The sequence below is a fragment of the Janthinobacterium sp. genome (assembly GCF_009923995.1).
In the GTDB taxonomy this organism is placed as follows: domain Bacteria; phylum Pseudomonadota; class Gammaproteobacteria; order Burkholderiales; family Burkholderiaceae_D; genus Janthinobacterium.
Genome location: NZ_RFSK01000064.1, coordinates 1 through 23,678, shown reverse-complemented (window position 1 = coordinate 23,678; position 23,678 = coordinate 1). Strand labels below are relative to the sequence as shown.

Below are 23,678 nucleotides of genomic sequence, written 5' to 3'. Positions count from 1 at the left end.
GGATCAGGCCGCAGCGGGAGTGGAAGTGGGGGTCAAATAGCCGGAAAAGGCGGCCGACAGCAGCGCGTCCTGGCTCCAGGCGCCCCGCTCGAAGGTGTCGACGATGCTGCCGGCGCTCATGACGGCGATGCGGTCGCAGATCAGCATCAGCTCGCGCAAGTCGCTCGAGACGATGACGAGGCCCTTGCCCTGGCGCGCCTGTTCGGCCAGCACCTGATAAATATCAAACTTGGCGCCGATATCGATGCCGCGCGTGGGCTCGTCGAACAGCATCACGGGGCAGTCGCGGTACAGCCAGCGGGCGATCACCACCTTTTGCTGGTTGCCGCCAGAAAGCTCGGCCACCGTTTGCGCGCTGTTGCGCGAGCGGATGCCCAGGCGCTGGATGTAGTCGTCGGCCACCGTCGCTTCGGCCGCGTCGTTGAGCCAGCCCAGTCCAGCGTGGCTGACCGTGTCCAGCGAGGCCAGGGTCGTGTTCACGGCGATGGACTGGCGCAGCAGCAAGCCCTGGCCCTTGCGGTCTTCCGTGATCATGGCGATACCGGCTTGCACGGCGGCCTGCGGCGAGTGCAAGGCGGCGGGGACTTCGCTGTCGCCCAGGAAGACTGCGCCCGCGTCGGCGCGGTCGGCGCCGAAGATCAGGCGCAGCAGTTCCGTGCGGCCCGAGCCGATCAGGCCCGCGATGCCGAGGATTTCACCGGCGCGCAAGTCGAATGAGGTCGGGTTGACCACCTTGCCGCGCGCCAAGCCCCGCACGCGCAGCAGCGGCGCGCCGATGGTGCGTCCGCTCAGGTCGACGGCGTCGTCGGCCGAGCGGCCCACCATCAGGCTGACGAGGTCGGCGGCGGAGTGGCCCGCGATGTCGTCGTCGCAGACGAGCTGGCCGTCGCGCAGCACGGCGATGCGGTCGGCCACGCGCTTGAGTTCTTCCAAGCGGTGGGAAATATAGATGATGCACACGCCGTCCGCCTTCAGACGTTCGATCTGCAGGAACAGCAGTTCCACTTCGCGGTGCGTCAGCATGGCCGTCGGCTCGTCGAGCACCAGCAGGCGGCAGGAACCGATCAGGTTGCGCGCAATCTCGATCATCTGCTGGTGGCCGATGCCCAGCGCGCCCACGAGGGTCCACGGGTCCAGGCCGCCCAGGCCCACTTTCTCCATCTGTTCGCGCGCGTCGCGCTCCAGGCGGGCGCGGTCGATGAAGCCGAAGCGCTGCGGCAGATTCTTGAGGTACAGGTTTTCCGCGATCGACAGGGTGGGAATCAGATTGAGTTCCTGCATCACCATGCGGATGCCCAGCGCCTCGGCTGCGCCGCGCGAGGCGGGCTGGTAGGGCTTGCCGTCGAGCAGCATCGTGCCCGTCGTGGCCTGCTCCAGGCCGCAGATGATCTTCGACAGGGTGCTCTTGCCCGCGCCGTTTTCACCCGTCAGCGCCAGCACCTGGCCGGGGGCGAAGCGCAGGCCCACGCCGCCCAGCACGGGGCCGACATAGGACTTGCCGATGTTATCCAGGGTCAATAGGGGGATGGCGGCCGAGGGCGCCGGGGGGATGTCGGTAGGCATGATAAAACTCCGCGGAAAAAGACGGCGGGGCCGGCGCCCGCACTGCGGCGATGGCGCTGGCCCCGGCGGGATCAGACGATCAGGACTTGGCGTCCTTGGTGACCAGTTCGACCTTGGTTTCGATGACGCCACCCAGATCGGCTTGCTTCTTCTTCTGCGCCAGGGCTTTCAGGACCGTGTCGATGCCGAACACGGCTTGCTGCGAACCGAACTGGTCGGCGGTAGCCAGCACGCGGCCATCGGCCAGCATCGGCTTGATGGCGTTGATGTTGTCGTAGCCGACGACGAGCACCTTGCCCGTCTTGCCGGCCGCCTTGATGGCGGACACGGCGCCGATGGCCATGTTGTCGTTACCGCACAGCAAAGCCTTGATGTTCGGGTTGGCGTTCAGCATGGCGGCCGCCACCGTGTTCGCGGGGGCGATTTCCCACTGGCCCGACTGCACGCTGACGACCTTCGCACCGGCCGCCGTCATGGCGTCCTGGAAGCCCAGGGTGCGCTGCTGCGCGTTATAGGTGGTGGACACGCCTTCGATGATGCCGACGGGGTCGCCCTTCTTGATCTGCTTGGCCAGGAAGTCGCCGACCACCTTGGCGCCCTTGCGGTTGTCCGGGCCGACGAACGGCACAGTGATGCCCTTCTCTTTCAGGGCGCCCGCGTCGAGCTTGTTGTCGATATTGACGACGATGATGCCCGCATCGATGGCTTTTTTCAGCACCGGCACCAGCGCCTTCGAGTCCGCCGGGGCGATCACGAGCGCGTTCACGCGCGAGACGATCATCTGCTCGACCAGCTTGATCTGGCTCGACGTATCCGTTTCATCCTTGATGCCGTTCGACAGCAGGTCGTACTTGGCGGCATTGGCCTTCTGGTGCGCCTTGGCACCGTTTTCCATGGTCAGGAAAAATTCATTGGCGAGCGACTTCATCACCAGTGCGACCTTGGGCTTGGCAGGCGTCTGCGCCATGGCGGGCACGGCGGGCAAGGCACACACCAGGACAGCGGCGGCAATCATTTTCAGGCGAATACGGGATGTCATGAGCGTCTCCAGAGGGGTTGGGCAAGCACGTATACAGCATGCTTTTTAGGAAATTCGTTGTGCGCAAACGTTTGCGCGAAGCGAATAGTGCCTCAATGCCCCATAGCAGTGCAAGCAAAACTGTAGCTGCGGTGCAGCAAAAAGGGGACGCCCAGAGGGAAACGGGCAGGCCGGTACGTGCGGCCTGCCGAGGAGAAAGGCGCAGCCGTCAGCGGTTTGCTGCGGGACGGGCACTGGCCCACTGCACGGCCAGCACGCTGGCCAGCACCAGCAGCAGGCCCAGCATCGACCAGCCCGTCATGGCCTGGCCCAGCAAGGCCCAGCCCAGCACGACGGCCATCAGGGGACTGAGCAGGCCCAGCGAGGACACGGCCACGGGCGACAGGCGGGCAATGCCGCGGAACCACAGGGCATATGCCAGCAGGGCGCCGGCCAGGCACAGGTAGGCGTAGGCCAGCACTTGCTGCCAGGACAGCGCCGGCAAGGGTGCGTCGGCCAGCCAGGCGACGGGCGCCAGCATCAGGCCGCCCAGCAGCAATTGCCAGCCCGTCAGCGCCAGCACGGGCAGGTCCGGCTTCCAGCGCCGCGTCAGGTAGGTGCCGGCCGCCATGCAGGCCGTGCCGCCCAGCGCGGCGGCAATGCCGACGGGCTCCCACACCGTGCGCGGCGACAGCAGCAACACGCCCATGCCGAGCACGCCCAGCACGCTGGCGCCCAGGGCCAGGCGGGCCGGGCGGCGCCCTTCCACGCCCCATGCCAGGCCCATCACCAGCAGCGGCTGGATGGCTCCCACGACGGCCGCCAGGCCGCCCGGCAAGCGGTAGGCGGCCACGAACAGCAAGGCCTGGAAGACGCCGATATTCAGGGCCGACAGGATCAGCACGCGGCCCCAGTCGCGCCGCGCGGGCAGGCGTCGCATGATCAGCAGCAAGAGCAGGCCGGCCGGCAGCACGCGGATCAGCGCGGCCGTGAAGGGACGGTGCGGCGGCAGCAGTTCGGACGTGACGATATACGTGGAACCCCAGATGAGGGGCGCCAGCGCCGTGAGCACGATATCGCCCCAGGCGGGACGGACAGCAGAGGTGACCATAAACTATCTCGACGTTAAGATAATCCCAGTGTGGACGCATACTATCTTGATGTCAAGATAAATACGCCCACCCGGAGGATGCTGCCGGCCATAAAAAAACCCGGCGCACGGGCCGGGTTGCTGCAGCAGCGATACAGCCTTAGCGGCGGCCGCTGCGGGCTGGCGTACCGCCCTTGGCGGCCGGCTTGGCGCCACGGCCCACGGGCGCGGCGGCGGGCTTGGCCTTCGTCTTGATGGTCGACAGGATCGAGGGGCGTACCTTCGACTCGACGGCCGTCGCCTTCGGTGCGGCGGCCGTGCCGCCCAGGGCGATGCGGCTCTTGCCTGGCGCCACCTTGAACTTGTCCGGCGTGCCGGCGCCATGCGTCTGGCGGCTGCGTTCGCCTGCCGCCAGGCCGCCCGACTCGGACGAGGTCCAGGCCGGGATCAGATGCTTGTCGCCATTGCCGATCAGGTCGCCACGGCCCATGTTGACCAGCGCTTCGCGCAGGATGGGCCAGTTGGCCGGGTCCTGATAGCGCAGGAAGGCTTTATGCGTGCGGCGGATCTTGCCGCTGCGCGCCGTTTCCACCACTTCCGAGTCCGCCGTGACCTTGCGCAACGGATTCTTGCGCGTGTGGTACATGGTCGTGGCCATGGCCATCGGCGTGGGCATGAAGGTTTGCACCTGGTCCAGCTTGAAATTGTTTTTCTTCAGCCACAGGGCCAGGTTCAGCATGTCCAGGTCCGTCGTGCCCGGATGGGCGGCGATGAAGTAGGGAATCAAATACTGCTTCTTGCCCGCTTCCAGCGAGAAACGGTCAAACATTTCCTTGAATTCATCGTAGGCGCCGATGCCGGGCTTCATCATCTTCGACAAGGTGCCCTCTTCCGTGTGCTCGGGCGCGATTTTCAGGAGGCCGCCGACGTGGTGCGTCACCAGTTCCTTCACGTACTCGGGCGAACGCACGGCCAGGTCGTAGCGCAGGCCCGAGCTGATCAGCACTTTCTTGATGCCCGGAATGGCGCGCGCCTTGCGGTACAGGGAAATGAGCTTGCTGTGGTCCGTGCCCAAATTCACGCAGATGGACGGGTACACGCAGGACAGCCGGCGGCACGACACTTCGATCTCTTTTTCCTTGCAGGCCAGGCGGTACATATTCGCCGTCGGACCACCCATATCGGAAATGGTGCCCGTAAAGCCTTTGGTTTTATCGCGGATATGCTCGATTTCGCGCAGGATGGACGGTTCCGAACGGCTCTGGATGATGCGCCCTTCGTGCTCCGTGATGGAGCAGAAGGTGCAGCCGCCGAAGCAGCCGCGCATGATGTTGACGGAAAAGCGGATCATTTCCCACGCGGGGATGTGCGCCTTGCCATAGCTCGGGTGCGGGGCGCGCGCATAATTCATGTCGTACACGCCATCCATCTCGTCCATGGCCAGCGGCAGCGGCGGCGGGTTGAGCCACACGTCGCGTTCGCCGTGCGCCTGCACCATGGCGCGCGCATTGCCGGGATTCGATTCCAGGTGGAACACGCGCGAGGCGTGCGCATACATGACGGGGTCATCCTTGACGACGTCGTAGGACGGCAGGCGCACGACGGTCTTGTCGTGCTTTTCCTTGGCCATGGCCAGGCGCTCTTCGCGGCTCATGATGCGGATGGGCTTGATGACTTCGGCCGATTTCGACGCATTCTCGGTGGCGCAGGCGGTCTTGTCTTCCTGCACCATCTCGTACGGGCTGTAGTGCGGATCGATCTTGCCGGGCACGTCCACGCGAGTGGAATTGTGCACGCCCCAGTCGTCGCCGGGCAGCCAGCCGGACGGCACCATGAAGGCCGTGCCGCGCAGGTCGCGGATATCCTTGATCGATTCGCCGGCGGCCAGGCGGTGCGTCAGGTCGACCAGCGCCCGCTCGGCATTGCCGAAGATCAACAAATCAGCCTTGGAATCGGGCAGGACGGAACGGCGGACCTTGTCCGACCAGTAATCGTAATGGGCGATGCGGCGCAAGGACGCTTCGATGCTGCCGATGACGATGGGCACGTCGGGATACGCTTCGCGCGCGCGCTGCGCGTACACGGTGACGGCGCGGTCCGGGCGCTTGTTCGGTTCCGCGTTGGCCGTGTAGGCGTCGTCGGAGCGGATCTTGCGGTCGGCCGTGTACTGGTTGACCATGGAATCCATGTTGCCGGCGGTGACGCCGTAGTACAGGCGCGGCTTGCCGAGGATGCGGAAGGCGTCGGCCGACAGCCAGTCCGGCTGGCTGATGATGCCGACGCGATAACCCTGCGCTTCGAGCAGGCGGCCGACGAGGGCCATGCCGAAACTCGGATGGTCGATGTAGGCGTCGCCCGTGACGAGGATGACGTCGCACTGGTCCCAGCCCAGCGCGTCCATCTCGGCACGCGACATCGGCAGGAAAGGCGCCACGGCAGCGCGGGCAGACCGCTTGGGAACGGTCGCAAATAAATTGGTAGGGGAGCTCATAGGGTACGGATTGTACCGGAATTGGCCATTTCCAACCTGACGGCCTGCTTTTTACTGTTGGATTTCAGTACAAAAAACGTTTATTTTTCAATTACTTGGGGTCAGACCCGTCGGGGCAACGCGCCCCAGTGGGGCGCATTGCGATCGCGTAGCGACGGACCCCGATCAGCGCACAGCGACTGACCCCGGTCAGATCCCCATATTGGCGAGAATCTCACCCAATTCCCGCAGCGCCGGCTCCAGTTTCGGATGCTTGACGGCAAACTTGGCCGACAATTCCTGGCTGCGCTCGGCCAGGCCATAGGTGGTCGATTCTTCTTCCTGTTCCTGCGCGGCGCGCTTTTCCATCAGCAGCTTGATGTCGACATCGAGCTTTTGCAGCAAACCTTGCAGTTCTTCATCGACGGGGCCGCTGGTTGCCAGTGTCGAATGCAGCTGTAGCAGCGATTCCTTGAGTTTGCTATCCATGTTTTTTCCTGTCAGTCAGTAAATTGCGTGTCCAGGAACAATTGCTCCACCTTGCTCCTGGCCCACGGGGTCTTGCGCAAAAACTTCAGGCTCGACTTGATGCTGGGATCGCTGATGAAGCAATTGATATCGATGTGCTTGGCCAGGCCATCCCAGCCGTAGTGGGCTTGCAGGCGCGTCACGATTGCTTCCAGGGTGATGCCGTTCAAATCTTGCTGACTCATATACTCTTTCGACTGCCTTCTTGTTTCCATCTTACTCAATTCTACGCCGCCGGCACATAAAGCTTGCGTGCGCCAGGACGACGCAGCGCAAGCTTCAGATGGGGACGCCTTACTTGGCGTTCAAGCCACGGCGTTCCAGCAGCGGTTCCACGGTGGCATCGCGGCCGCGGAAATCACGGAACAGCTGCAGCGCATCGACGCTGCCGCCGCGCGACAGCAACTTGCTGCGGAACCAGTCGCCATTCTTGCGCGTCAGGCCGCCGTTTTCCTTGAACCAGTTGACCGATTCCGCGTCCAGCTTTTCCGACCACAGGTAAGCGTAATAGGCCGCCGAGTAGCCGCCCGAGAAGCTGTGCGAGAAGTACGTCGTGCGGTAGCGCGGCGGCACGGGCGCGTAATCGACGCCCGCGTCCTTCAAGGATGCCGCTTCAAAGGCCAGCACGTCCGTCGGGATCTGGCTTGGCGCCAGCTGGTGCCAGCGCTGGTCCAGCAGGGCGGCCGACAGGTATTCCGTCGTCATGAAACCCTGGTTGAATTTCTTCGCCGCCGTCACCTTGTCGAGCAGTTCCTGCGGCATGGCCGCGCCGCTCTGGTAGTGCTTGGCGTAGTTTTGCAGCACTTCCGGCCAGATGGCCCACATTTCATTGACTTGCGACGGATATTCGACGAAGTCGCTCGGCACGCTGGTGCCGGCGAAGCGCGGGTATTTCACGTTCGAGAACATGCCGTGCAGTGCATGGCCGAATTCGTGGAACATGGTCGTCACTTCGTCGAAGGTCAGCAGGGTCGGCTGGCCGGCCGGCGGCTTCGGAATGTTCAACTGGTTGGCCACCACCGGATGCGTGCCCAGCAGCGCCGATTGCGACACGTATTCATTCATCCACGCGCCGCCATGCTTGTTGCCACGCGCATAGAAGTCGGCGATGAACAGGGCCAGCGGCTTGCCGTTGGCGTCGATCACGTCGTAGACACGCACGTCCGGGTTGTACACCGGCAAGTCCTTGCGTTCCTTGAAGCTGATGCCATACAACTTGTTGGCGGCAAAGAAGACGCCGTTGTTCAGCACGCTGTTCAATTCCAGGTACGGTTTCAACTCGTTTTCATCGAAATTGAAGCGCTGCTTGCGCAATTTGTCCGTGTAGATGGCCCAGTCGGCTGCCGCCACCTGGAAACCGCCTTTTTCCGCGTCGACCACTTGCTGCAGGTCGGCCGCTTCGCGGCGCGCATTGGCGACGGCCGGCTTGGCCAGTTCCGACAGCAGGGTGTTGACGGCCGTCGTCGTCTTGGCCGTCTGGTCTTCCAGCGAATACGCGGCATAGTTGGCGTAGCCGAGCAGGGTGGCCCGTTCGGCGCGCAGCTTGGCCAGCTTCAGCACGATGGCGCGGTTGTCGAACTCGCCGCCCTGGCTGCCCCGGTTCAGGGAGGCATCCATCAGGCGCTGGCGCGTGGCGCGGTTGGTCAGCACGGCCAGCGGCGGCTGGCCGCTGGTGTTGACGAGGGCGATGACGAACTTGCCCGTCAAGCCCCGTTCCTTGGCGGCCGCGGCGGCCGTATCGATATCGCTGTCCGTCATGCCAGCCAGTTCGGCGCGCGTGTCGACGACGATGCTCTTGGCGTTCGTTTCCTTCAGCACGTTCTGTGCGAAGGCTGTTTCCAGGCCCGCCTGCTCGGCGTTGTAGCTCTTGAGTTTTTCCTTGTCCGCATCGGACAGCTTGGCGCCGGCGCGCACGAAGTCCGTGTGGTAGCGTTCCAGCAGGCGCAGGGATTCGGCGTCGAGGCCCAGCTTGTCGCGCTTGGCGTACAGGGTGTCGATGCGGGTGAACAATTTCGGGTTCAGGGTGATGGCGTCGCCGTGCGCGGCCAGTTTTGGCGACACGTCCACTTCCACCGCTTCCAGCACGCTGTTCGTGTTGGTCGAGGTCATGTTGCTGAAGATGCTCTGCACGCGGTGCAGCAGCTGCCCCGTGCGCTCGAGGGCCACGATGGTGTTCTCGAACGTGGGCGCCTGGCGGTTGTTGGCGATCGCGTTCACTTCAGCCAGCTGGCGTTTCATGCCTTCGGCAAACGCCGGCGCGTAGTGCTCATCCTTGATCAGGCCGAATTGCGGCATCTGGAATGGCAGCGGGCTGGCTTTCAGCAGGGGATTCTGCGCACTGACGGTAGCGGCCGGTGCGGCGGCGGCGGCCAGGGCGGAAGGGGCGGCGTGGGCCAGCATGATGCTGGCGGCGATGACGAGCAGTTGTGGACGGATCATGACATCTTTCAGAAAGCGCGGGGAAGAGCCGCGATCGCGTCGCGGGCCAGTTGCAGATCATAGCAGCCTGTCACACAGGCGTCATCCAACATGGGCAATCCTGTGGTGCATCCCGCCAAATGCGCGGTTTACCACGGTTTATGCGGAAAATCGCCAAATAAAAATGGCCGCCCGTTGCGGGGCGGCCATCGATATTCAGCACCGGCCAAGCCGGTGACGGGGGATTACTTGCCGTTCAAGCCACGGCGTTCCAGCAGCGGCTCGATCTTCGCGTCGCGGCCGCGGAAGTTGCGGTAAATGTCCAGCGCATCGGCGCTGCCGCCGCGCGACAGCAGCTTGGCGCGGAACCAGTCGCCGTTCTTGCGCGTCAGGCCGCCGTTTTCCTTGAACCACTCGACCGTGTCGGCATCCAGCTTTTCCGACCACAGGTAGGCGTAGTAGCCGGCCGAGTAGCCGCCCGCGAACGCGTGCGAGAAATACGTGGTGCGGTAGCGCGGCGGCGCCGGGGCGAAATCGACGCCCGCGTCCGCCAGCGCGGCTTTCTCGAAGGCAACCACGTCGGTCGGGATCTGTGCCGGCGTCAGCTGGTGCCAGCGCTGGTCCAGCAGGGCCGAAGCCAGGTATTCCGTCGTCTTGTAACCCTGGTTGAAATTGTCGGCCGCCGTCACTTTCGCCAGCAGCTCGGCCGGGATGGCCGCGCCCGTCTGGTAGTGCTTGGCGTAGTTTTGCAGCACTTCCGGCCACAGGGCCCACATTTCATTGACTTGCGACGGGTATTCGACGAAGTCGCGCGGCACGCTGGTGCCGGCGAAGCGCGGGTATTTCACGTTCGAGAACATGCCGTGCAGCGCATGGCCGAATTCGTGGAACATGGTGTTGACTTCGTCAAACGTCATCAGGGTCGGCTGGCCCGCTTCCGGTTTCGGAATGTTCAGGTTATTCGCGATGACGGGCTTGCGGTTCAGCAAGCCCGACTGGCCCACGTAGGCATTCGCCCAGGCGCCGCCGCGCTTGTTGCTGCGCGCGTAGGGGTCCAGGGTGAAGATGGCCAGCTGCGTGCCGTCTTCGTTGAAGACGTCGTACACCAGCATGTCGGCGTTGTAGACCGGCAAGTCGGTACGCTGCTTGAAGGTCAGGCCATACAGCTTGCCGGCGGCAAAGAACACGCCCTTGGTCAGCACGCTGTGCATTTCAAAGTACGGCTTGAGTTGATTTTCGTCAAAGCTGTAGCGTTCGGCGCGTACCTTGTCGCTGTAGAAGGCCCAGTCGGCGGCGCCCACCTTGAAGCCGCCTTTGCCCGCATCGATGACCTTCTGGATATCGTCCGCTTCACGGCGCGCATTGACGACGGCCGGCTTGGCCAGCTCGCCCAGCAGCGCGTTCACGGCGGTGGTGTTCTTCGCCGTCTGGTCTTCCAGCGAATACGCGGCGTAGTTCGGGTAGCCCATCAGTGCGGCCCGTTCGGCGCGCAGTTTCGCCAGGTCCAGCACTTCCTGGGTGTTGTCGAACTCGCCGCCACGGCTGCCGCGCGCCTGCGAAGCGGCCATGATGCGTTCGCGCAAGGCGCGGTTGGTCAGCTGCGACAGCGGCGCCTGGCCCGTCGTGTTGACGAGGGCGATCACGTACTTGCCGTCCAGGCCGCGCTTCTTGGCCAGGCCGGCGGCCACTTCGATGGCGGCCGGCGACAGGCCGTCCAGTTCTTCGCGCGTGTCGACGACGACGGCCGAGGCGTTCAATTCCTTCAGCACATTCTGCGCGAACTTGGTCGACAGGGCAGCCAGTTGGCCGTTGTAGGCGCGCAGCTTTTCCTTGTCGGCGGCCGACAGCTTGGCGCCGGCGCGCACGAAGTCCGTGTGGTAGCGTTCCAGCAGGCGTTTCGATTCCGCATCGAGGCCCAGCTTGTCGCGCTTGGCGTACAGCGTATTGATGCGTTGGAACAACTTGTCATTGAGCATGATCGCGTCGCTGTGGGCGGCCATCTTCGGCGCCAGCTCGCGTTCCAGGCCCTGGATCGTCTCATTCGTGTTGGAGCCGGACATCACCGAAAACACGGTGCGCACGCGGCCCAGCAGCTCGCCCGAGCGTTCCATGGCGACGATGGTGTTGTCGAACGTGGCCGGCTTCTTGTTATTCGCAATCGCGTTGATTTCCGCCAGGTGGGCGGCCATGCCTGCCGTAAAGGCCGGCGCATAGTCGGCGTCCTGCACCTTGTCGAACGGAGGATAGTTGAACGGCAGGCTGCTGGCCTGCGCAAACGGATTCGAGGCAGGCAGTGCGGTGGCCTGGACGGCCGCGGTAGCGGTCGGGGCGGCGGTGGCGGCAAAGGCGGCTGGTGCCAGCATCAGGCTGGCGGCGATGACGAGCAGAGTTGGACGGGTCATGTCTTCTTTCAAGAAACGCAAGAGTGCCGCGATTGTGTCGCGGGCCAGCCTGAAATAATAACAGCCAGAAACACTTGCGTCACCCGCAACTACCGATGGTAGCGATACGCCCCTACATGAAAGGTTGTCCTGCCTGATATCCGCACATGCACGCCGCTACGGCAGCGCCCCTGCCCTTCCCGTGAAAAATATCAATGCTCACATGAGCCGTATGGCATATAGTATCCATTCGGCAACAGTAGACGGAGAATCCATGCACTTTGAACATCGCAAGACACGCGCCCTGGAGCTGTTGAGCAGCACGGGCATGGCCCCCAGCCACTATGCGCCACCGCTGCTGCGGCTGCTATGGAAGGCCGGTGTGCAGGTGGCGCCGCCGCATTTCCAGTCCTTCCTGCGCACCACGCTCGGCATGGGACTCTTCTTTGGCACGTTCTGGGGCTTGGCCATGTGGCTCGTCGTGTGGCCGCTGCAGGCGGCCGCCAGGCCACCGTCTCCCATGACCGCCTTCCTGGCGGCCAGCGCGGCCGGCCTCCTGTTCGGCCTCGCCATGTCCACCGTCTACGCCCGCGACCGGCGCAAGCACCAGCTGCCGGCATGGACCGCGCTGGACGGTAAATAAGCCGGCAAGGCCCCGGTATCAATAGTGCGGCGGACGTTCGTTGACCAGCCCGCCATTTGCCTGCTGCGCCCCGTCGCGCACGTGCTCGCCCAGCTTGTGCAGCATCGCTTCCAGCTGGTCGATACGCTTGCCCTGCTGGTACACCATCTGGTTCAGCGACTCGACCAGGTCCTCCTGCTGCGCCAGCTTGATTTCGATATCGACGAAACGTGTTTCCATCTGTTCTGCATTGTCCATGGTGCTCATTCCTGACTGAAAGGGGGCATTCTACCGCCGCAGCGGCGTGCGCCAGGACAAACAAAGGGCATTCTTCCCGCTGCGGCGCCGATTCCTGCCTATTCTCTCCTGATAGCTGGATCAAACCGCTTGACGAATGAGAACAAACGATTACAATGATTGAACCAACACCGACCGAGCCACTGCTGATCGACACGCGCAAGACGGCCGAATACCGGCGCTGGGAAGACTCCCTGCACGACGTGGCGGCCGCCGCCATCGACGCGCGCATCAAGCACTTGCAGCATGGTAAAAAGGGCGACTGGCGGCCAGTGGGCGAAGGCGTGTGCGAACTGCGTTTTTTGCAGACGGGGCCTGGCTGGCGCGTGTATTTTCACGAAACCAATCTGGGCACCCTGATCTTGCTGCTGCTCGGTGGCAATAAATCGAGCCAGCGGCGCGACATCCAGCAGGCGCAGGCGATCCTCAGGGAGCTGAAAGCCCGACAGGCAGCCATCCGCAAAGCGGCGGCGGCATCCACAGGAGCACGAAGAAAATGAAGCAACATACCGACCATGACACCTTCGACCTCGACGACCTCGACGCGCTGGGATTGAGCAAATTTGACCCAACACAACACCTGACCAGCAAGGCCGCCGTGGCCGCCTACATGAGCGAAATCGTCGCCACGGGCAACGCGGAACTGTTCCAGTCCGCCATGAACGACGTGGTGCGCGCCTACGGCATGGGCAAGGTGGCGGCCAGGGCCGACATCACGCGCGAAGGCGCATACAAGGCCTTGCGCGAAGGCAGCAAGCCGCGCTTCGAAACCATCTTGAAAATGCTCGATGCGCTGGGCATGCAGCTGGCCATCGTGCCGAAGACCACGCCGGACGGCGCCGTGGAAGCCTGAGCGTTCTTCAAGCCTTGGGCGCGGCCAGCAAGGCCTTCATGCGCGCCAGGCGTTCCTTGGGCGAAATCACTTCCGCTTCCGTGGGCACGGCGTCGCCCACGTCCAGTTGCATTTCCTTGATGAAACGCGACGGGTCGCAATGGACTTGCTCGCCCGCCCGCTTGCGCTTCTTGCACCACGTGACGTGCAAGGTGCGCTGGGCCCGCGTGATGCCGACATACATCAAGCGGCGCTCCTCCTGGATGCGCGCGGCGATGGTCTCGGCGGGCGCGTCCGCGTCACCCTTGTGCGGCAAAATCCCCTCTTCCACGCCGACGAGGAAGACGTGAGGAAACTCCAGCCCCTTCGACGCGTGCAGGGTGGACATGCGCACGGCGTCCTGCTCCTCGTCCTTGCCTTCCAGCATGGTCATCAGGGCCACCATCTGCGTCAATTCCAGCACGTTCTTTTCTTCGCCGTCGCGGTCCTTGCCGCCCCGGCCCCGTTCCTTCAGCCAGTTGACGAATTCCAGCACGTTCTGCCACTTGCTTTGCGCCTGCCGTTCCTCGAAGGCATCGTACAGATACGATTCGTAGTGGATTTCCTTCATCATGTCGTCCAGCACTTCGGCCGCGTTGTCGCCGCTGCCCGCCGCGCCGGGGCGGCTGGCGCGCGATTCCAGGTCGTTGATGAAGTTGCAGAAGTCGCGCAGCGGCCCCAGCTGGCGGTCCGTCAGCTTGGCCTCGATGCCGCCTTTGAAGACGGCCTGGAACAGCGAGCATTGCCACTGGCCCGAGAACGCGCCCAACACTTCCAGGGTCGACTGTCCCACGCCGCGGCGCGGCGTCGTCACGGCGCGGATGAAGGCCGGGTCGTCGTCCTCGTTGGCCAGCAGGCGCAGGTAGCTGATGATGTCCTTGATCTCGGCCTTGTCGAAGAAACTCTGGCCGCCGGAAATCGTGTACGGGATGCGTTCCTTGCGCAAGCATTGCTCGATGATGCGCGCCTGGTGGTTGCCCCGGTACAGGATCGCGTAATCGGAAAACTTGTTCTTGCGCTCGAAATGGTCGGCCGAGATCATGATGGCGACCTGCTCCGCCTCCTGCTCGTCCGTCTGCATGCCCAGCACCTTGATCGGCTCGCCCAGGCCGTGCTCCGACCACAACGATTTTTCAAACAGCTTCGGATTGTTGCCGATGACGGCATTGGCCGCATTGAGCACGCGCATGGTGGAGCGGTAATTCTGCTCCAGTTTAATGACGCGCAAATCGGGGAAATCCGTCTCCAGCGTTTTCAGGTTTTCCACGGTGGCGCCGCGCCAGGCATAGATCGCCTGGTCGTCGTCGCCCACGGCCGTAAACATCGGTTTCTTGCCGATGCCCGTCACCATCAATTTGACCAGTTCGTACTGGCAGGTGTTCGTGTCCTGGTACTCGTCGACGAGCAGGTAGCGCAAACGGCGCTGCCACTTGTCGCGCACGGGACCGTTGTTGCGGAACAATTCCACGGGCAGGCGGATCAGATCGTCGAAATCGACGGCCTGGTAGGCGGACAGGGTGGCGACATAGCTGCGGTAGATGCGCGCCGCGTTCGCCTCATCCTCATCCTTCGCTTGCGCCAGGGCCATGTCCGGGTCGATCAAGCCATTCTTCCACAGCGACATGGCGTTCTGGATGCCACGGATCACCTGTTTATCGGTGGTAATGGCCAGGTCTTGCACCAGGGAAAAGCAATCGTCGCTATCCATGATGGAAAAGCGGTCCTTCAGCCCCACGCCATTGGCTTCCTGGCGCAGAATCTTCACGCCCAGCGAGTGGAAGGTCGACACCGTCAACTGCTTGGCCTGGCGCGGCTGCTTGAGCAGTTTGGCGATGCGCTCCTGCATCTCCAGCGCAGCCTTGTTGGTGAAGGTCAGGGCGGCGATGGTGCGCGGGTCGTAGCCCCGGTCTTCGATCAGGTGGGCGATCTTTTGCGTGATCACGCGCGTCTTGCCCGAACCGGCGCCCGCCAGCACGAGGCAAGGGCCGTCGAGGTAGGTCACCGCTTCGCTTTGGGGGGCATTCAGACCGAATTGTGGTGCTTTGGACATCAGGGTATTTCCGGAGGGAACAGCAGCCCATTGTAACAGTGTCGCGCCCGCCATTTGCACGGCGGCAGCTGCACGAAAAACAGGCAATGGCATTGATATATCGCCAAATGCCGCCATCTCGGGGCATGCAATGCGTGCGGCGCGGCCACCGCTGGAGTACCATTCCGCCTATATCGCCCGCGCGCGCCCACTTACCGAATGGCAGTCCTATGAAATTTGAACACCTGATTGAAATTAACGATCCGCTCAACCCGCTGATCGACACCCTGACCCTGGAACAGGTGTGGCGCGGCCTCGTCTTGCGCGCCGAGTCGCCCAAGCTGTTCGTGCCGCACCTGGACGAGTGCCAGATCAGCGAACACAGCGATACCGGCTTTTCCCGCAGCCTGCGCTATGGCGAGCTGGTCATCAACGACCGTGTGGTGCTGGTGCCGCAGCTGCAGGTGCGCTACGAAGTGCCGGCGCAGAAGGACATCAGCGCCTCCTCGCTCGTCATGACGATCGAGATGCCCGACGAAGCCAGCCTGTGGGTGCGCTTCCAGTACGACGACGGGCATGACGCGGCCACCGATGCGGCCAACGCCATGTACGACGACTTCCGCCGCTCCGCCTACCAGGAGTCGGACATCGACACCGTGCGCATCATGCGCGAGCTGGCGCTGGAAGGCCGCCTCGATGCGGGTTTGCTGAACTGAACATTCGCCCTACAGGCGCGCGCTGCGGCCCCACAGCTGGTCGGGGCGAAACTGCAGTCCCGCCTGCTCCGCGCTGAGCACTTCACGGATGGCGTGCAAGTCCACGCGCGTGTCGCGCCGCAGGGGCACGTCCAGGCGCGCGCCGCGCGGGCCGACCAGCGACTGCACGTGCGGCGTGGTGGCGTTCAAGCCCTTGCGCGTGACGACGCCGATCTCGCCATTCAACAGCTTGACGAAGGTGCCGACAGGGTAGATGCCCAGTTCGCGCACGAGCAGCGACGCCAGCGGCGCGTCCAGCGTGGCTTTGTCCGCCGACAACATTTCGCGCAGGGCCGCGTTCGGCAACAGGGGCTTGCGGTAGCTGCGCGCGGAAACCCGGGCGCAGTAACGGTCGGCCAGCATGATCAGCCGGGCGCCGACGCCGATCTCCTCACCCGTGATGCCCAGCGGATAGCCACTGCCATCGATGTTTTCGTGGTGCTGCAGCACGGCTTGCAGCCAGACGGCGTCCGTCACGCCGGCCGCGCGCAGCAGCGCCATGCCCGCTTGCGGATGGGCGCGGATGTAGGCGCGCTCATCGGCATCGAGCGGCCCCGCCTTGTGCTGGAAATCCCCGTGGCGTTCCAGCATGCCCACGTTCATGCTCAGCGCGGCGAGCACGATGCTGCGCACGACGGCCGCATCGAGCTTGAGGGCGCGCGCCAGCAGGGCCGTGACGACGGCCGTGTCGACGCTGTGGCGCACGGCAAAGTCGCCCGCGCCCTGGTTGTGCAAAATGCAGGCCAGCGCCACGTCGGCATCCAGCACGACGGCCTCTTCCAGCAGTTGCGCCAGCGGCGTCAGTTGCTCCTGCGCCACAACTTGCCCGGCCGCGATGGCCGGCAAGACCAGGGCCAGGCCCGCGGTGACGAGGTTCAGCATGCGCAGGGACGAGGGCGCTTCCGTGGCCGCGCGCGGCGCCTCCTCGCGCATGTCGGCGATGACGCCGCGCGCCAGCAGCAGTTCGATCTGCGCCTCGCTGCTGATCACGTGGCCCATCCTGGCCAGCAAGCTGCCCGTTTCGCCATGCACGTCCCAAGGCAGGGCCAGGCCCACGGCCAGTTCCCCCGCATATATGCGCCGAATCTTCACATCGTCTCCGTGTCATCGCCAGCCACGACTGATGTTTACCATCCCGACATCGTGGATATGAACCATTTGAAATGTTTTTTGCTTTTAATCAATATTTCAATGTGGCAGCGATGATCGCGCAATCATGTGAGCTTGTCTACAAAATTGTTTAATTCTTAAAGTTGCATCACACGCCAGGGGAGCAGTCGGCGCAGCCGGGCGCATGTTCCGGGTCTTTTTCCAGGTGCAGCGCCAGCTCGCGCAAGGCCGTGCGCACGCCTTCCTCGATGACGGGATGGTAGAAGGGCATGTCCAGCATGGCCGGCACCGTCAGCTGCGCCTGGCAAGCCCAGGCCAGCAGATGGCCCAGGTGTTCCGCCCGCGGGCCGATCAGCTCGGCACCGAGGAAGCGCTTGCTGCCGAACTCCGCGTACACGCGCAGCAAGCCCTGGTTCTGCAGCATGACGCGGCTGCGGCCCTGGTTGCCGAACGACACGGCGCCGACGGCGAAGCGGCCCGCATGGCTCACGCACAGTTGCTGGTAGGTGGCGCCCAGGGTGGCGACCTGCGGCTCCGTGAAGGCGATGGTCAAGGGCGTGCGGCGCAGGCCCGGCTGGACGTGGGGGAAGCGCGCCGCATTGTCGCCGGCGATGCGGCCCTCGTCGGCCGCCTCGGGCAGCAGCGGCAGGGCGTTGTCCGCGTCGCCCGCGATGAAGATGCTGCTCTTGCCGCACTGCATGGTGTGCGGGTCGTGCAGGGGAATGCCATGGCGGTCCAGTTCGATCTGCGCCGTGTCCAGGCCGATCCGGTCCACGTTCGGGCGGCGGCCGATGGCGGCCAGCACGTACTCGAACTGCTCGGTCTTTTCTTCCCCGGCGCCGTCGCGGCTGGTCAGCATGATCGCGCTGCCGTCCGGCGTTTTTTCCAGGTGCGCCACGCTCGTCTGGAAGCGGATGTCGAGTTCGCGCGCCAGCACGGCGCCCGCCTCCTGCAAGACCAGCGGGTCCGTCAGCTGCGCGATCTTATTGCCGCGCGCAAACACCGTCACGCGCACGCCGAGGCGCGCCAGCGCCTGGCCCAGTTCCAGCCCGATGACGCCGCTGCCGACCACGGCCACGGAGGCGGGCAAGTCCGTCCACTCGAACACGGCGTCGCTCGTGATGACGCGCTCGCCCGCCGCCTGCCACTCGGGCGGCATGATGGGCGTGGAGCCGGTGGCGATCACGACGCTGGCCGCTTCGACGATGGTGTGTGCATCCACCTGCAATTTTCCGGGGGAAATAAAACGCGCATGGCCGCGCAATTTTTCCTCGTCGGGGATGGCGTTGACGCCGTCGAGCACGAAGCCGACAAAACGGTCGCGCTCGCTGCGCACCCGCGCCATCACTTGCCGGCCATCGATGCGCACGGGGCCGGGATGCACGCCAAAGCCGGGCGCGGCCGCCACGGCATGGGCCGCCTCGGCCGCCGCGATCAGGAGCTTGCTGGGCATGCAGCCGACCCTGGCGCAAGTCGTGCCGTAGGGCCCGCTTTCGATCATCAGCACGCGCTTGCCCTGCATGCTCGCCGCCTTGCGCGCCGTCATGCCGGCCGTGCCGCTGCCGATCACGGCCACATCCACTCGTATCGTCTTCATGCTGCGCTTACTCCCCGTTCAGGTTGCTGACAGCCTTCGATACTACCCGTTTGCCGAAAATAAGGTTTTACTTTGCTGCAATATATGCATTAGTATAACTAATTGTTTTTCAAATTTATAAGCTGAGCTAATGGGATCACTCGATTATCGCGCGCTGGCCGTGCTGGACGCCGTGGCCAGCCATGGCAGTTTCGACAAGGCCGCCCTGGCCCTGGGCATCACCCAGTCGGCCGTCTCGCAGCGCATCAAGGCGCTGGAAGACGCCAGCGGGCGCTTGCTGATCATCCGCGGCCAGCCGGCCGTGCCGACGGGGCTGGGCCAGCGCCTGATCGTGCACCACCGCAACGTCAAGCTGATGGAAGCGTCGCTCGACATCGACCTGGGCAACAGCGTCAGCATGCCGGAGCTGGCCATCGCCCTCGATGCCGACAGCCTGGCCACCTGGTTCCCCGCCACCTTGCCAGCCCTGCTGGCGCCGCCCCGCTGCCAGCTCGACGTACGCCTGGCCGACAGCGACAGCGCCCTGCAGATGGTGCGCGACGGCACGGTGTTCGGTTGCGTGGCGGGCGCTTCCGGCACGGCCATCGACGCGGCGGCCGCCACCAGCGTGACGCCGCTGGGCACCTTGCGCTATGTCTGCGTGGCCACGCCCGTGTTTGCGGGGCACTGGTTCGGCGATGGCTTCAGCCCCGAAGCGGTGCAGCTGGCGCCGGCCGTGGTGGGCCAGCATGGCTTGCTGGCGCGTTTCCTCGCGGAACAATTGCAAATGCGCGAGCCGTTTCCGCACCACACGTTACCGGTGGAGACGGCGCGCCGCGCCTGCGTGCAGGATGGCCTGGCCTACGGCCTGATGCCGCAGCGCCTGGCCGCCCCCGCGCTGGCGACGGAGACGCTGGTGGACTTGCTGCCGGGCCGCACCCTGGACGTGCCTCTGAGCTGGCACGCCTGGACCCTGGACACGCCCTTCACCAAGCTGCTGTCCGAGCAGATCGTCAAGGCCGGGCGCGACTACCTGGCTTAAATGTCCAGCGGGTCCACTTCCAGCGACCATTTCACGCGCGTCTTCATGGCGCGCAGTTCCATCAGCCACTCCTTCAAAAACGCCTGCAGGGCGGGGCGCGAGGGGGACTCGAGCAGCAGCTGGGCGCGGTCCACGTTGTAGACGCGCGTCATGCTCATGGGAATCGGGTCATTGATGGTCACTTGCGGGTGTGCCATGCACTCCTTGGCCGCCTGCAGGAACTCGATGGCCGTGGCCAGCTCCGGCGCTTCCGCGCGCAGCAGGGCCTGGAACAGATACGGCGGCAGCGCCGCCTGGGCCCGCTCTTCCAGCAAGGTGGTGGCGAAGTGGTCGTAGTCGTGGTTGACGACGGCGTCGTACAGCGGATGGCGCGCATAGCGCGTCTGGATCAGCACCTCCGACACGCTGCCGCCCTCCGTCTGCGCGGCCCGCCCGGCCCGGCCCGCCACCTGCATCAGCTGGGCGAACAGGCGCTCGCTGGCGCGGTAATCCTGGGAAAACAGGGCCGTGTCCGGGTTCAGGATGCCCACCAGGGTCAGCTTCTTGAAGTCGTGGCCCTTGGCCACCATCTGCGTGCCGATCAAGATGTCCACTTCACCCCGGTGCACGGTGTCGAAGGCTTCCTGCGCGCTGCCCTTCTTGCGCGTGGAATCGGCATCGATGCGCAGGATGCGCGCCTCGGGAAAGAGTTGCTGCAAGCCTTCTTCCACCCGCTGCGTGCCCCGTCCCAACGGCTGCAGATCGACGTTGCCGCACGTGGGGCAATGGCGAGGAATGCGCAATTCCAGGCTGCAATGGTGGCAGCGCAGCCGGTGTTCCGGCTTGTGCAGCACCATGAACGAGGTGCAGCGCGTGCAGTTGCTGATCCAGCCGCACGATTCGCAGCAGATGACGGGGGAATAGCCGCGCCGGTTCAGGAACAGCAGCGACTGCTCGCCCCGCTCCATGCGCAGCCTTAATGCCGCCACCAGGTGCGACGTCAGGCCATCCTTCGGCTTGTCGCGCTCCATGTCGAGGATCTTCACGCGCGGCAAGACGGCATTTTTCACGGCCCGTTCGCGCAATTCCAGCTTGCGGTAGCGCCCCGTCTGCGCATGGTGCCAGCTTTCCAGCGACGGCGTGGCCGAACCGAGCACGATGGGTATCTGCAATTGCCAGGCGCGCCACACGGCCAGGTCGCGCGCGGAATAGCGCAAGCCTTCCTGCTGCTTGTAGGACGGGTCGTGCTCCTCGTCGATGACGATCAATTTCAGTTTCGGCAACGACGCCAGGATGGCCAGCCGCGTGCCGAGGATGATGCGCGCCTGGCCCTGGTGGGCAGCCAGCCAGTGCAGCATGCGCTCGCCTTCGGACAGGCTGCTGTGCAGGGTGGCCAGCATGACGCCGGGAAAGCGCGCGCGGATATTGCCTTCCAGCTGGGGCGTGAGGTTAATTTCCGGCACCAGGATGAGGATTTGCGCATCGTCCTCGCGCGCCAGCACCTGGGCGCAGGCTTGCAGATACACTTCCGTCTTGCCGCTGCCCGTCACGCCGTACAGCAGGGTCGGTTGAAAGCCCCGGGCGCCGCCGATGGCGTCCGCCGCTTCCTGCTGGGCGCCATTGAGCGCCGGCATGTTCAGCGGCGTGCCGTCGTGCGCATCGGCCAGCTTGCCCAGCTTCTTGATGGCGCGGTCCAGCGCCACGGTGGTCAGCACGCGCAGGTTCTTTGGCAAGCCCGGCAAGGCCACTTCCCCGAGCGGGCGCTGGTAGTAATCGGCGGCAAAGGCGGCCAGCGCCAGCCATTGCGGCGACAGGGGCGCCAGCTGGCTGCGCACGGCCAGCGCATCCTTCAACTTCGCGGCCGGCACGTCCGTGCTGTCGGACACGCCGACGATCAGCCCCATCACTTCGCGCCGGCCGAACGGCACCAGCGCCAGCTGTCCCACCTGCGGCAACGGCATGGCGGCATCCGCCTGCTCCGCGCCGGCGGGCGGGTTCCAGCGGTAGTCGAACAGGGCGTTCAGGGGCGTGTCGAGCGCGATCTTCAGGATGCACGGCGTCGGGATGCACTGCGGCATGGGTGGGGGGCCTATCTCTATAAACGGCAGACAAAAACGCGCGGCGCGGCGTCAGCTAGCGGCGCGTGCGCCAGCCGGCCATGATACTAGCTCTGCCCGGCAAACGCCTAACGCCACGCGCGCGGCCGGCACGCCGCCTGTCTCGACCAGCAGCAAAAATAACCGTGTTATGGCAAAGCCAGCGGGGCTGCGGCCCCTGGTACAAATGTCCTGCGCAGGGGCGTGCAAAAGGGGCCGATTGTACCAAGCGGAAAGTGACCTTTGTGGGATGCCCGGCGCGCTGCGGCCGCCTATAGTTAGCGCTTCGGCAATTTCTGGCAGCGACGCCAGGCTGCCGGAGCAGGCCATGTCCGGCCCGCGGCACGGCGGGAGCCGGCGCTGCGCAACGACCAACCACATCCACACTCACAAGGGAAATAACATGCAAGCAATTCACAACTTCCTGCAGGACGAAGACGGCGTCACGGCCATCGAGTACGCCCTGATGGCCGCACTGATCGCCACGGCGCTGATCGCCGCCGTCACCATCCTCGGCGATGGCATCAAGGCCGGCTTCACCGCCGTCGTCAACAAGATGACCGTTGCCTGAGTCTCCCCTTCCCGGGCGCGCAGCGCGCCCGGGTCTTGCGCCGCTACCGCCCATCGCCCCCGTCATGTCTCTCCTGTTCGCCATTTCCCTGCCCACCTTGCTGTTGTGCATCTTGCTTGCCGGCGCCGTCTGGCATGACGTGCGCCGCCGCCGCATCCCGAATGTCCTGGCGGGGGGCGGCGCGCTGGCGGCCCTGCTGCTGCATGCCGTACTGACGCCGGCCGGAGGCGGCCTGGGCATGCCCGCCGCGCTGGGCGGCATGGCGCTGGGCCTGGCTCTGCTGCTGCCCATGTATATGCTGCGCGCACTGGGCGCCGGCGACGTCAAGCTGATGGCCATGGTGGGCGCCTTCGTCGGCCCCCAACAGGTGCTGGCGGCCACCTTGCTCACCCTGCTGGCCGGCGGCCTGCTGGCGCTCGCCGTGGCCGCCTGCACGGGCATGCTGCGCCAGGTGCTGGGCAATGGCTACCGCATGCTGTTGCACAGCATGGCGCGCGGCCTCGGTGGCGGCGACGTCCGCCTCGATGCGCCGTGCGCCGCCAGCGGCAAGCTGCCGTATGCGATCGCCATCGCCAGCGGCACCCTGTTGTCCTTTTTCTGGAGCATGGCATGAAACATAGCCGCGCCATCGCGCTGATCGTGCTGGCCCTCGTGGTGGCCCTGGGCGCCACCCTCGTGGCCTTGCGCTGGATCCATGCGCAGGCCGCCCCCGCCAGCAGCAAGGTGGCCGTCGCCAACGCCGACCTGCCCCTGGGCACGCGCCTGGCGCCCGGCATGATCAGCCTCGTCGACTGGCCCGCCCACGCCCTGCCGCCCGGCGCCACCGGCGACGCGGCGCGACTCGAGGCCAGGGTCACGCGCCACGCCATCGGGCGCGGCGAACCATTGCTCGACAGCAAACTGGCGCCGGAAGGCACGCTCGGCGGCCTGTCTGCCGCACTCGGCGACGGCAAGCGCGCCATGACGGTCAGGGTCAACGACGTGGTGGGCGTGGCCGGTTTCGCCCTGCCCGGCAACTTCGTCGACGTGCTGGTGAATACCCAGGGCGAGCCGCTCAGGAATGCCACCATGCAAGGGCCGGCCATCTCGAAAATCGTGCTCGAACGCATACGCGTGCTGGCCATCGCGCAGGAAGCGACGCGCGACGATACCCAGCCCAAGGTCGTCAATGCCGTGACCCTGGAGCTGACACCCGGGCAGACGGAAAAACTGGACCTGGCGCGCAGCGTGGGCACGCTGTCGCTGGTGCTGCGCAACCAGGT

At 64.8% G+C, this 23,678-nt stretch carries 21 protein-coding genes; 8 read left to right on the top strand and 13 right to left on the bottom strand.

Annotated features, from left to right (window positions below; translation table 11 throughout):
• Nucleotides 1-3 precede the first annotated feature (3 nt).
• From EBS11_RS23625 to EBS11_RS23590, 8 genes are all read right to left on the bottom strand, one after another.
• Nucleotides 4-1,563, bottom strand: coding sequence for a sugar ABC transporter ATP-binding protein (locus tag EBS11_RS23625; RefSeq protein WP_290607051.1), 1,560 nt, complete (start codon nt 1,561-1,563; stop codon nt 4-6).
• A 79-nt stretch (nt 1,564-1,642) separates the two neighbouring features.
• Complete coding sequence (locus tag EBS11_RS23620; RefSeq protein WP_290607073.1) at nt 1,643-2,578, bottom strand: sugar ABC transporter substrate-binding protein; 936 nt, start codon at nt 2,576-2,578, stop codon at nt 1,643-1,645.
• A 232-nt stretch (nt 2,579-2,810) separates the two neighbouring features.
• On the bottom strand, nt 2,811-3,692 hold the full coding sequence (locus tag EBS11_RS23615) for an EamA family transporter (protein WP_290607049.1): 882 nt from the start codon (nt 3,690-3,692) through the stop codon (nt 2,811-2,813).
• 139 nt (nt 3,693-3,831) lie between these two features.
• Nucleotides 3,832-6,087: a YgiQ family radical SAM protein gene (locus EBS11_RS23610; protein WP_290607071.1), complete on the bottom strand. Its 2,256-nt coding sequence runs from the start codon at nt 6,085-6,087 to the stop codon at nt 3,832-3,834.
• 264 nt (nt 6,088-6,351) lie between these two features.
• Nucleotides 6,352-6,630 carry a DUF4404 family protein gene (locus tag EBS11_RS23605; protein WP_290607047.1) on the bottom strand — a complete coding sequence of 93 codons (279 nt, stop codon included), beginning with the start codon at nt 6,628-6,630 and terminating at the stop codon, nt 6,352-6,354.
• Nucleotides 6,631-6,641: 11 nt separating this feature from the next.
• The gene (locus EBS11_RS23600) at nt 6,642-6,854 is read right to left on the bottom strand and encodes a VF530 family protein (RefSeq protein ID WP_092717418.1); all 213 of its coding nucleotides are present in this window, start codon (nt 6,852-6,854) and stop codon (nt 6,642-6,644) included.
• A gap of 109 nt (nt 6,855-6,963) precedes the next feature.
• Complete coding sequence (locus tag EBS11_RS23595; protein WP_290607043.1) at nt 6,964-9,108, bottom strand: M3 family metallopeptidase; 2,145 nt, start codon at nt 9,106-9,108, stop codon at nt 6,964-6,966.
• 224 nt (nt 9,109-9,332) lie between these two features.
• A complete protein-coding gene (locus EBS11_RS23590) occupies nt 9,333-11,489 on the bottom strand; it encodes a M3 family metallopeptidase (RefSeq protein WP_290607041.1) in 2,157 nt (718 codons plus the stop codon).
• Between the two features lie 253 nt (nt 11,490-11,742).
• Between EBS11_RS23590 and EBS11_RS23585 the strand changes: the two genes are divergently transcribed.
• Entirely contained in the window at nt 11,743-12,111 is a 369-nt protein-coding gene (locus EBS11_RS23585) for a DUF6404 family protein (protein WP_290607039.1), read from the top strand.
• Nucleotides 12,112-12,129: 18 nt separating this feature from the next.
• Here EBS11_RS23585 and EBS11_RS23580 read toward each other — a convergent pair whose 3' ends face one another.
• Nucleotides 12,130-12,348 (bottom strand): SlyX family protein, encoded by a 219-nt coding sequence (locus EBS11_RS23580; protein ID WP_070290273.1) that lies wholly within the window; start codon nt 12,346-12,348, stop codon nt 12,130-12,132.
• A gap of 155 nt (nt 12,349-12,503) precedes the next feature.
• Here EBS11_RS23580 and EBS11_RS23575 point away from each other — a divergent pair, with 155 nt between their 5' ends.
• Both EBS11_RS23575 and EBS11_RS23570 read left to right on the top strand, forming a co-directional pair.
• Nucleotides 12,504-12,887 (top strand): type II toxin-antitoxin system RelE/ParE family toxin, encoded by a 384-nt coding sequence (locus tag EBS11_RS23575; protein WP_290607035.1) that lies wholly within the window; start codon nt 12,504-12,506, stop codon nt 12,885-12,887.
• Nucleotides 12,884-13,240: an addiction module antidote protein gene (locus EBS11_RS23570; protein ID WP_290607033.1), complete on the top strand. Its 357-nt coding sequence runs from the start codon at nt 12,884-12,886 to the stop codon at nt 13,238-13,240. The genes EBS11_RS23575 and EBS11_RS23570 overlap by 4 nt, the downstream gene beginning before the upstream one ends.
• A gap of 7 nt (nt 13,241-13,247) precedes the next feature.
• Here EBS11_RS23570 and EBS11_RS23565 read toward each other — a convergent pair whose 3' ends face one another.
• Nucleotides 13,248-15,308 carry a UvrD-helicase domain-containing protein gene (locus EBS11_RS23565; RefSeq protein ID WP_086137636.1) on the bottom strand — a complete coding sequence of 687 codons (2,061 nt, stop codon included), beginning with the start codon at nt 15,306-15,308 and terminating at the stop codon, nt 13,248-13,250.
• Nucleotides 15,309-15,517: 209 nt separating this feature from the next.
• Here EBS11_RS23565 and EBS11_RS23560 point away from each other — a divergent pair, with 209 nt between their 5' ends.
• A complete protein-coding gene (locus tag EBS11_RS23560; protein ID WP_290607029.1) occupies nt 15,518-16,003 on the top strand; it encodes an SRPBCC family protein in 486 nt (161 codons plus the stop codon).
• A 9-nt stretch (nt 16,004-16,012) separates the two neighbouring features.
• Here the strand turns inward: EBS11_RS23560 and EBS11_RS23555 are convergent, their stop codons facing one another.
• Nucleotides 16,013-17,134, bottom strand: coding sequence for an HD domain-containing phosphohydrolase (locus EBS11_RS23555; protein WP_290607027.1), 1,122 nt, complete (start codon nt 17,132-17,134; stop codon nt 16,013-16,015).
• A gap of 166 nt (nt 17,135-17,300) precedes the next feature.
• The gene (locus tag EBS11_RS23550) at nt 17,301-18,749 is read right to left on the bottom strand and encodes a dihydrolipoyl dehydrogenase (RefSeq protein ID WP_290607025.1); all 1,449 of its coding nucleotides are present in this window, start codon (nt 18,747-18,749) and stop codon (nt 17,301-17,303) included.
• A gap of 130 nt (nt 18,750-18,879) precedes the next feature.
• On the opposite strand from EBS11_RS23550, the gene EBS11_RS23545 reads away from it, so the two are divergent.
• The gene (locus tag EBS11_RS23545) at nt 18,880-19,770 is read left to right on the top strand and encodes an ArgP/LysG family DNA-binding transcriptional regulator (RefSeq protein WP_290607024.1); all 891 of its coding nucleotides are present in this window, start codon (nt 18,880-18,882) and stop codon (nt 19,768-19,770) included.
• Here EBS11_RS23545 and EBS11_RS23540 read toward each other — a convergent pair.
• On the bottom strand, nt 19,767-21,827 hold the full coding sequence (locus EBS11_RS23540) for a primosomal protein N' (protein ID WP_290607022.1): 2,061 nt from the start codon (nt 21,825-21,827) through the stop codon (nt 19,767-19,769). The two genes, EBS11_RS23545 and EBS11_RS23540, sit on opposite strands and share 4 nt — an antisense overlap.
• A 421-nt stretch (nt 21,828-22,248) precedes the next feature.
• Between EBS11_RS23540 and EBS11_RS23535 the strand changes: the two genes are divergently transcribed.
• The 3 genes from EBS11_RS23535 to cpaB all read left to right on the top strand — a co-directional run.
• Nucleotides 22,249-22,416 (top strand): Flp family type IVb pilin, encoded by a 168-nt coding sequence (locus EBS11_RS23535; protein WP_290607019.1) that lies wholly within the window; start codon nt 22,249-22,251, stop codon nt 22,414-22,416.
• Between the two features lie 64 nt (nt 22,417-22,480).
• Nucleotides 22,481-23,029: a prepilin peptidase gene (locus EBS11_RS23530; protein WP_290607017.1), complete on the top strand. Its 549-nt coding sequence runs from the start codon at nt 22,481-22,483 to the stop codon at nt 23,027-23,029.
• A partial coding sequence (gene cpaB, locus EBS11_RS23525) for a Flp pilus assembly protein CpaB (RefSeq protein ID WP_290607015.1) occupies nt 23,026-23,678 on the top strand: 653 nt, incomplete at its 3' end. The genes EBS11_RS23530 and cpaB, both read left to right, overlap by 4 nt.

Bases quoted from the DNA above. Each gene is read 5' to 3' on its own strand.
- EBS11_RS23530 (WP_290607017.1), top strand. From the start codon at position 22,481: ATGTCTCTCCTGTTCGCCATTTCCCTGCCCACCTTGCTGTTGTGCATC.
- EBS11_RS23565 (WP_086137636.1), bottom strand. From the start codon at position 15,308: ATGTCCAAAGCACCACAATTCGGTCTGAATGCCCCCCAAAGCGAAGCG.
- EBS11_RS23570 (WP_290607033.1), top strand. From the start codon at position 12,884: ATGAAGCAACATACCGACCATGACACCTTCGACCTCGACGACCTCGAC.
- EBS11_RS23625 (WP_290607051.1), bottom strand. From the start codon at position 1,563: ATGCCTACCGACATCCCCCCGGCGCCCTCGGCCGCCATCCCCCTATTG.
- EBS11_RS23615 (WP_290607049.1), bottom strand. From the start codon at position 3,692: ATGGTCACCTCTGCTGTCCGTCCCGCCTGGGGCGATATCGTGCTCACG.
- EBS11_RS23550 (WP_290607025.1), bottom strand. From the start codon at position 18,749: ATGAAGACGATACGAGTGGATGTGGCCGTGATCGGCAGCGGCACGGCC.
- EBS11_RS23605 (WP_290607047.1), bottom strand. From the start codon at position 6,630: ATGGATAGCAAACTCAAGGAATCGCTGCTACAGCTGCATTCGACACTG.
- EBS11_RS23560 (WP_290607029.1), top strand. From the start codon at position 15,518: ATGAAATTTGAACACCTGATTGAAATTAACGATCCGCTCAACCCGCTG.
- EBS11_RS23545 (WP_290607024.1), top strand. From the start codon at position 18,880: ATGGGATCACTCGATTATCGCGCGCTGGCCGTGCTGGACGCCGTGGCC.
- EBS11_RS23595 (WP_290607043.1), bottom strand. From the start codon at position 9,108: ATGATCCGTCCACAACTGCTCGTCATCGCCGCCAGCATCATGCTGGCC.
- EBS11_RS23535 (WP_290607019.1), top strand. From the start codon at position 22,249: ATGCAAGCAATTCACAACTTCCTGCAGGACGAAGACGGCGTCACGGCC.
- EBS11_RS23600 (WP_092717418.1), bottom strand. From the start codon at position 6,854: ATGAGTCAGCAAGATTTGAACGGCATCACCCTGGAAGCAATCGTGACG.
- EBS11_RS23620 (WP_290607073.1), bottom strand. From the start codon at position 2,578: ATGATTGCCGCCGCTGTCCTGGTGTGTGCCTTGCCCGCCGTGCCCGCC.
- EBS11_RS23575 (WP_290607035.1), top strand. From the start codon at position 12,504: ATGATTGAACCAACACCGACCGAGCCACTGCTGATCGACACGCGCAAG.
- EBS11_RS23540 (WP_290607022.1), bottom strand. From the start codon at position 21,827: ATGCCGCAGTGCATCCCGACGCCGTGCATCCTGAAGATCGCGCTCGAC.
- EBS11_RS23610 (WP_290607071.1), bottom strand. From the start codon at position 6,087: ATGTCGCGTGCCGAGATGGACGCGCTGGGCTGGGACCAGTGCGACGTC.
- EBS11_RS23590 (WP_290607041.1), bottom strand. From the start codon at position 11,489: ATGACCCGTCCAACTCTGCTCGTCATCGCCGCCAGCCTGATGCTGGCA.
- EBS11_RS23585 (WP_290607039.1), top strand. From the start codon at position 11,743: ATGCACTTTGAACATCGCAAGACACGCGCCCTGGAGCTGTTGAGCAGC.
- EBS11_RS23580 (WP_070290273.1), bottom strand. From the start codon at position 12,348: ATGGACAATGCAGAACAGATGGAAACACGTTTCGTCGATATCGAAATC.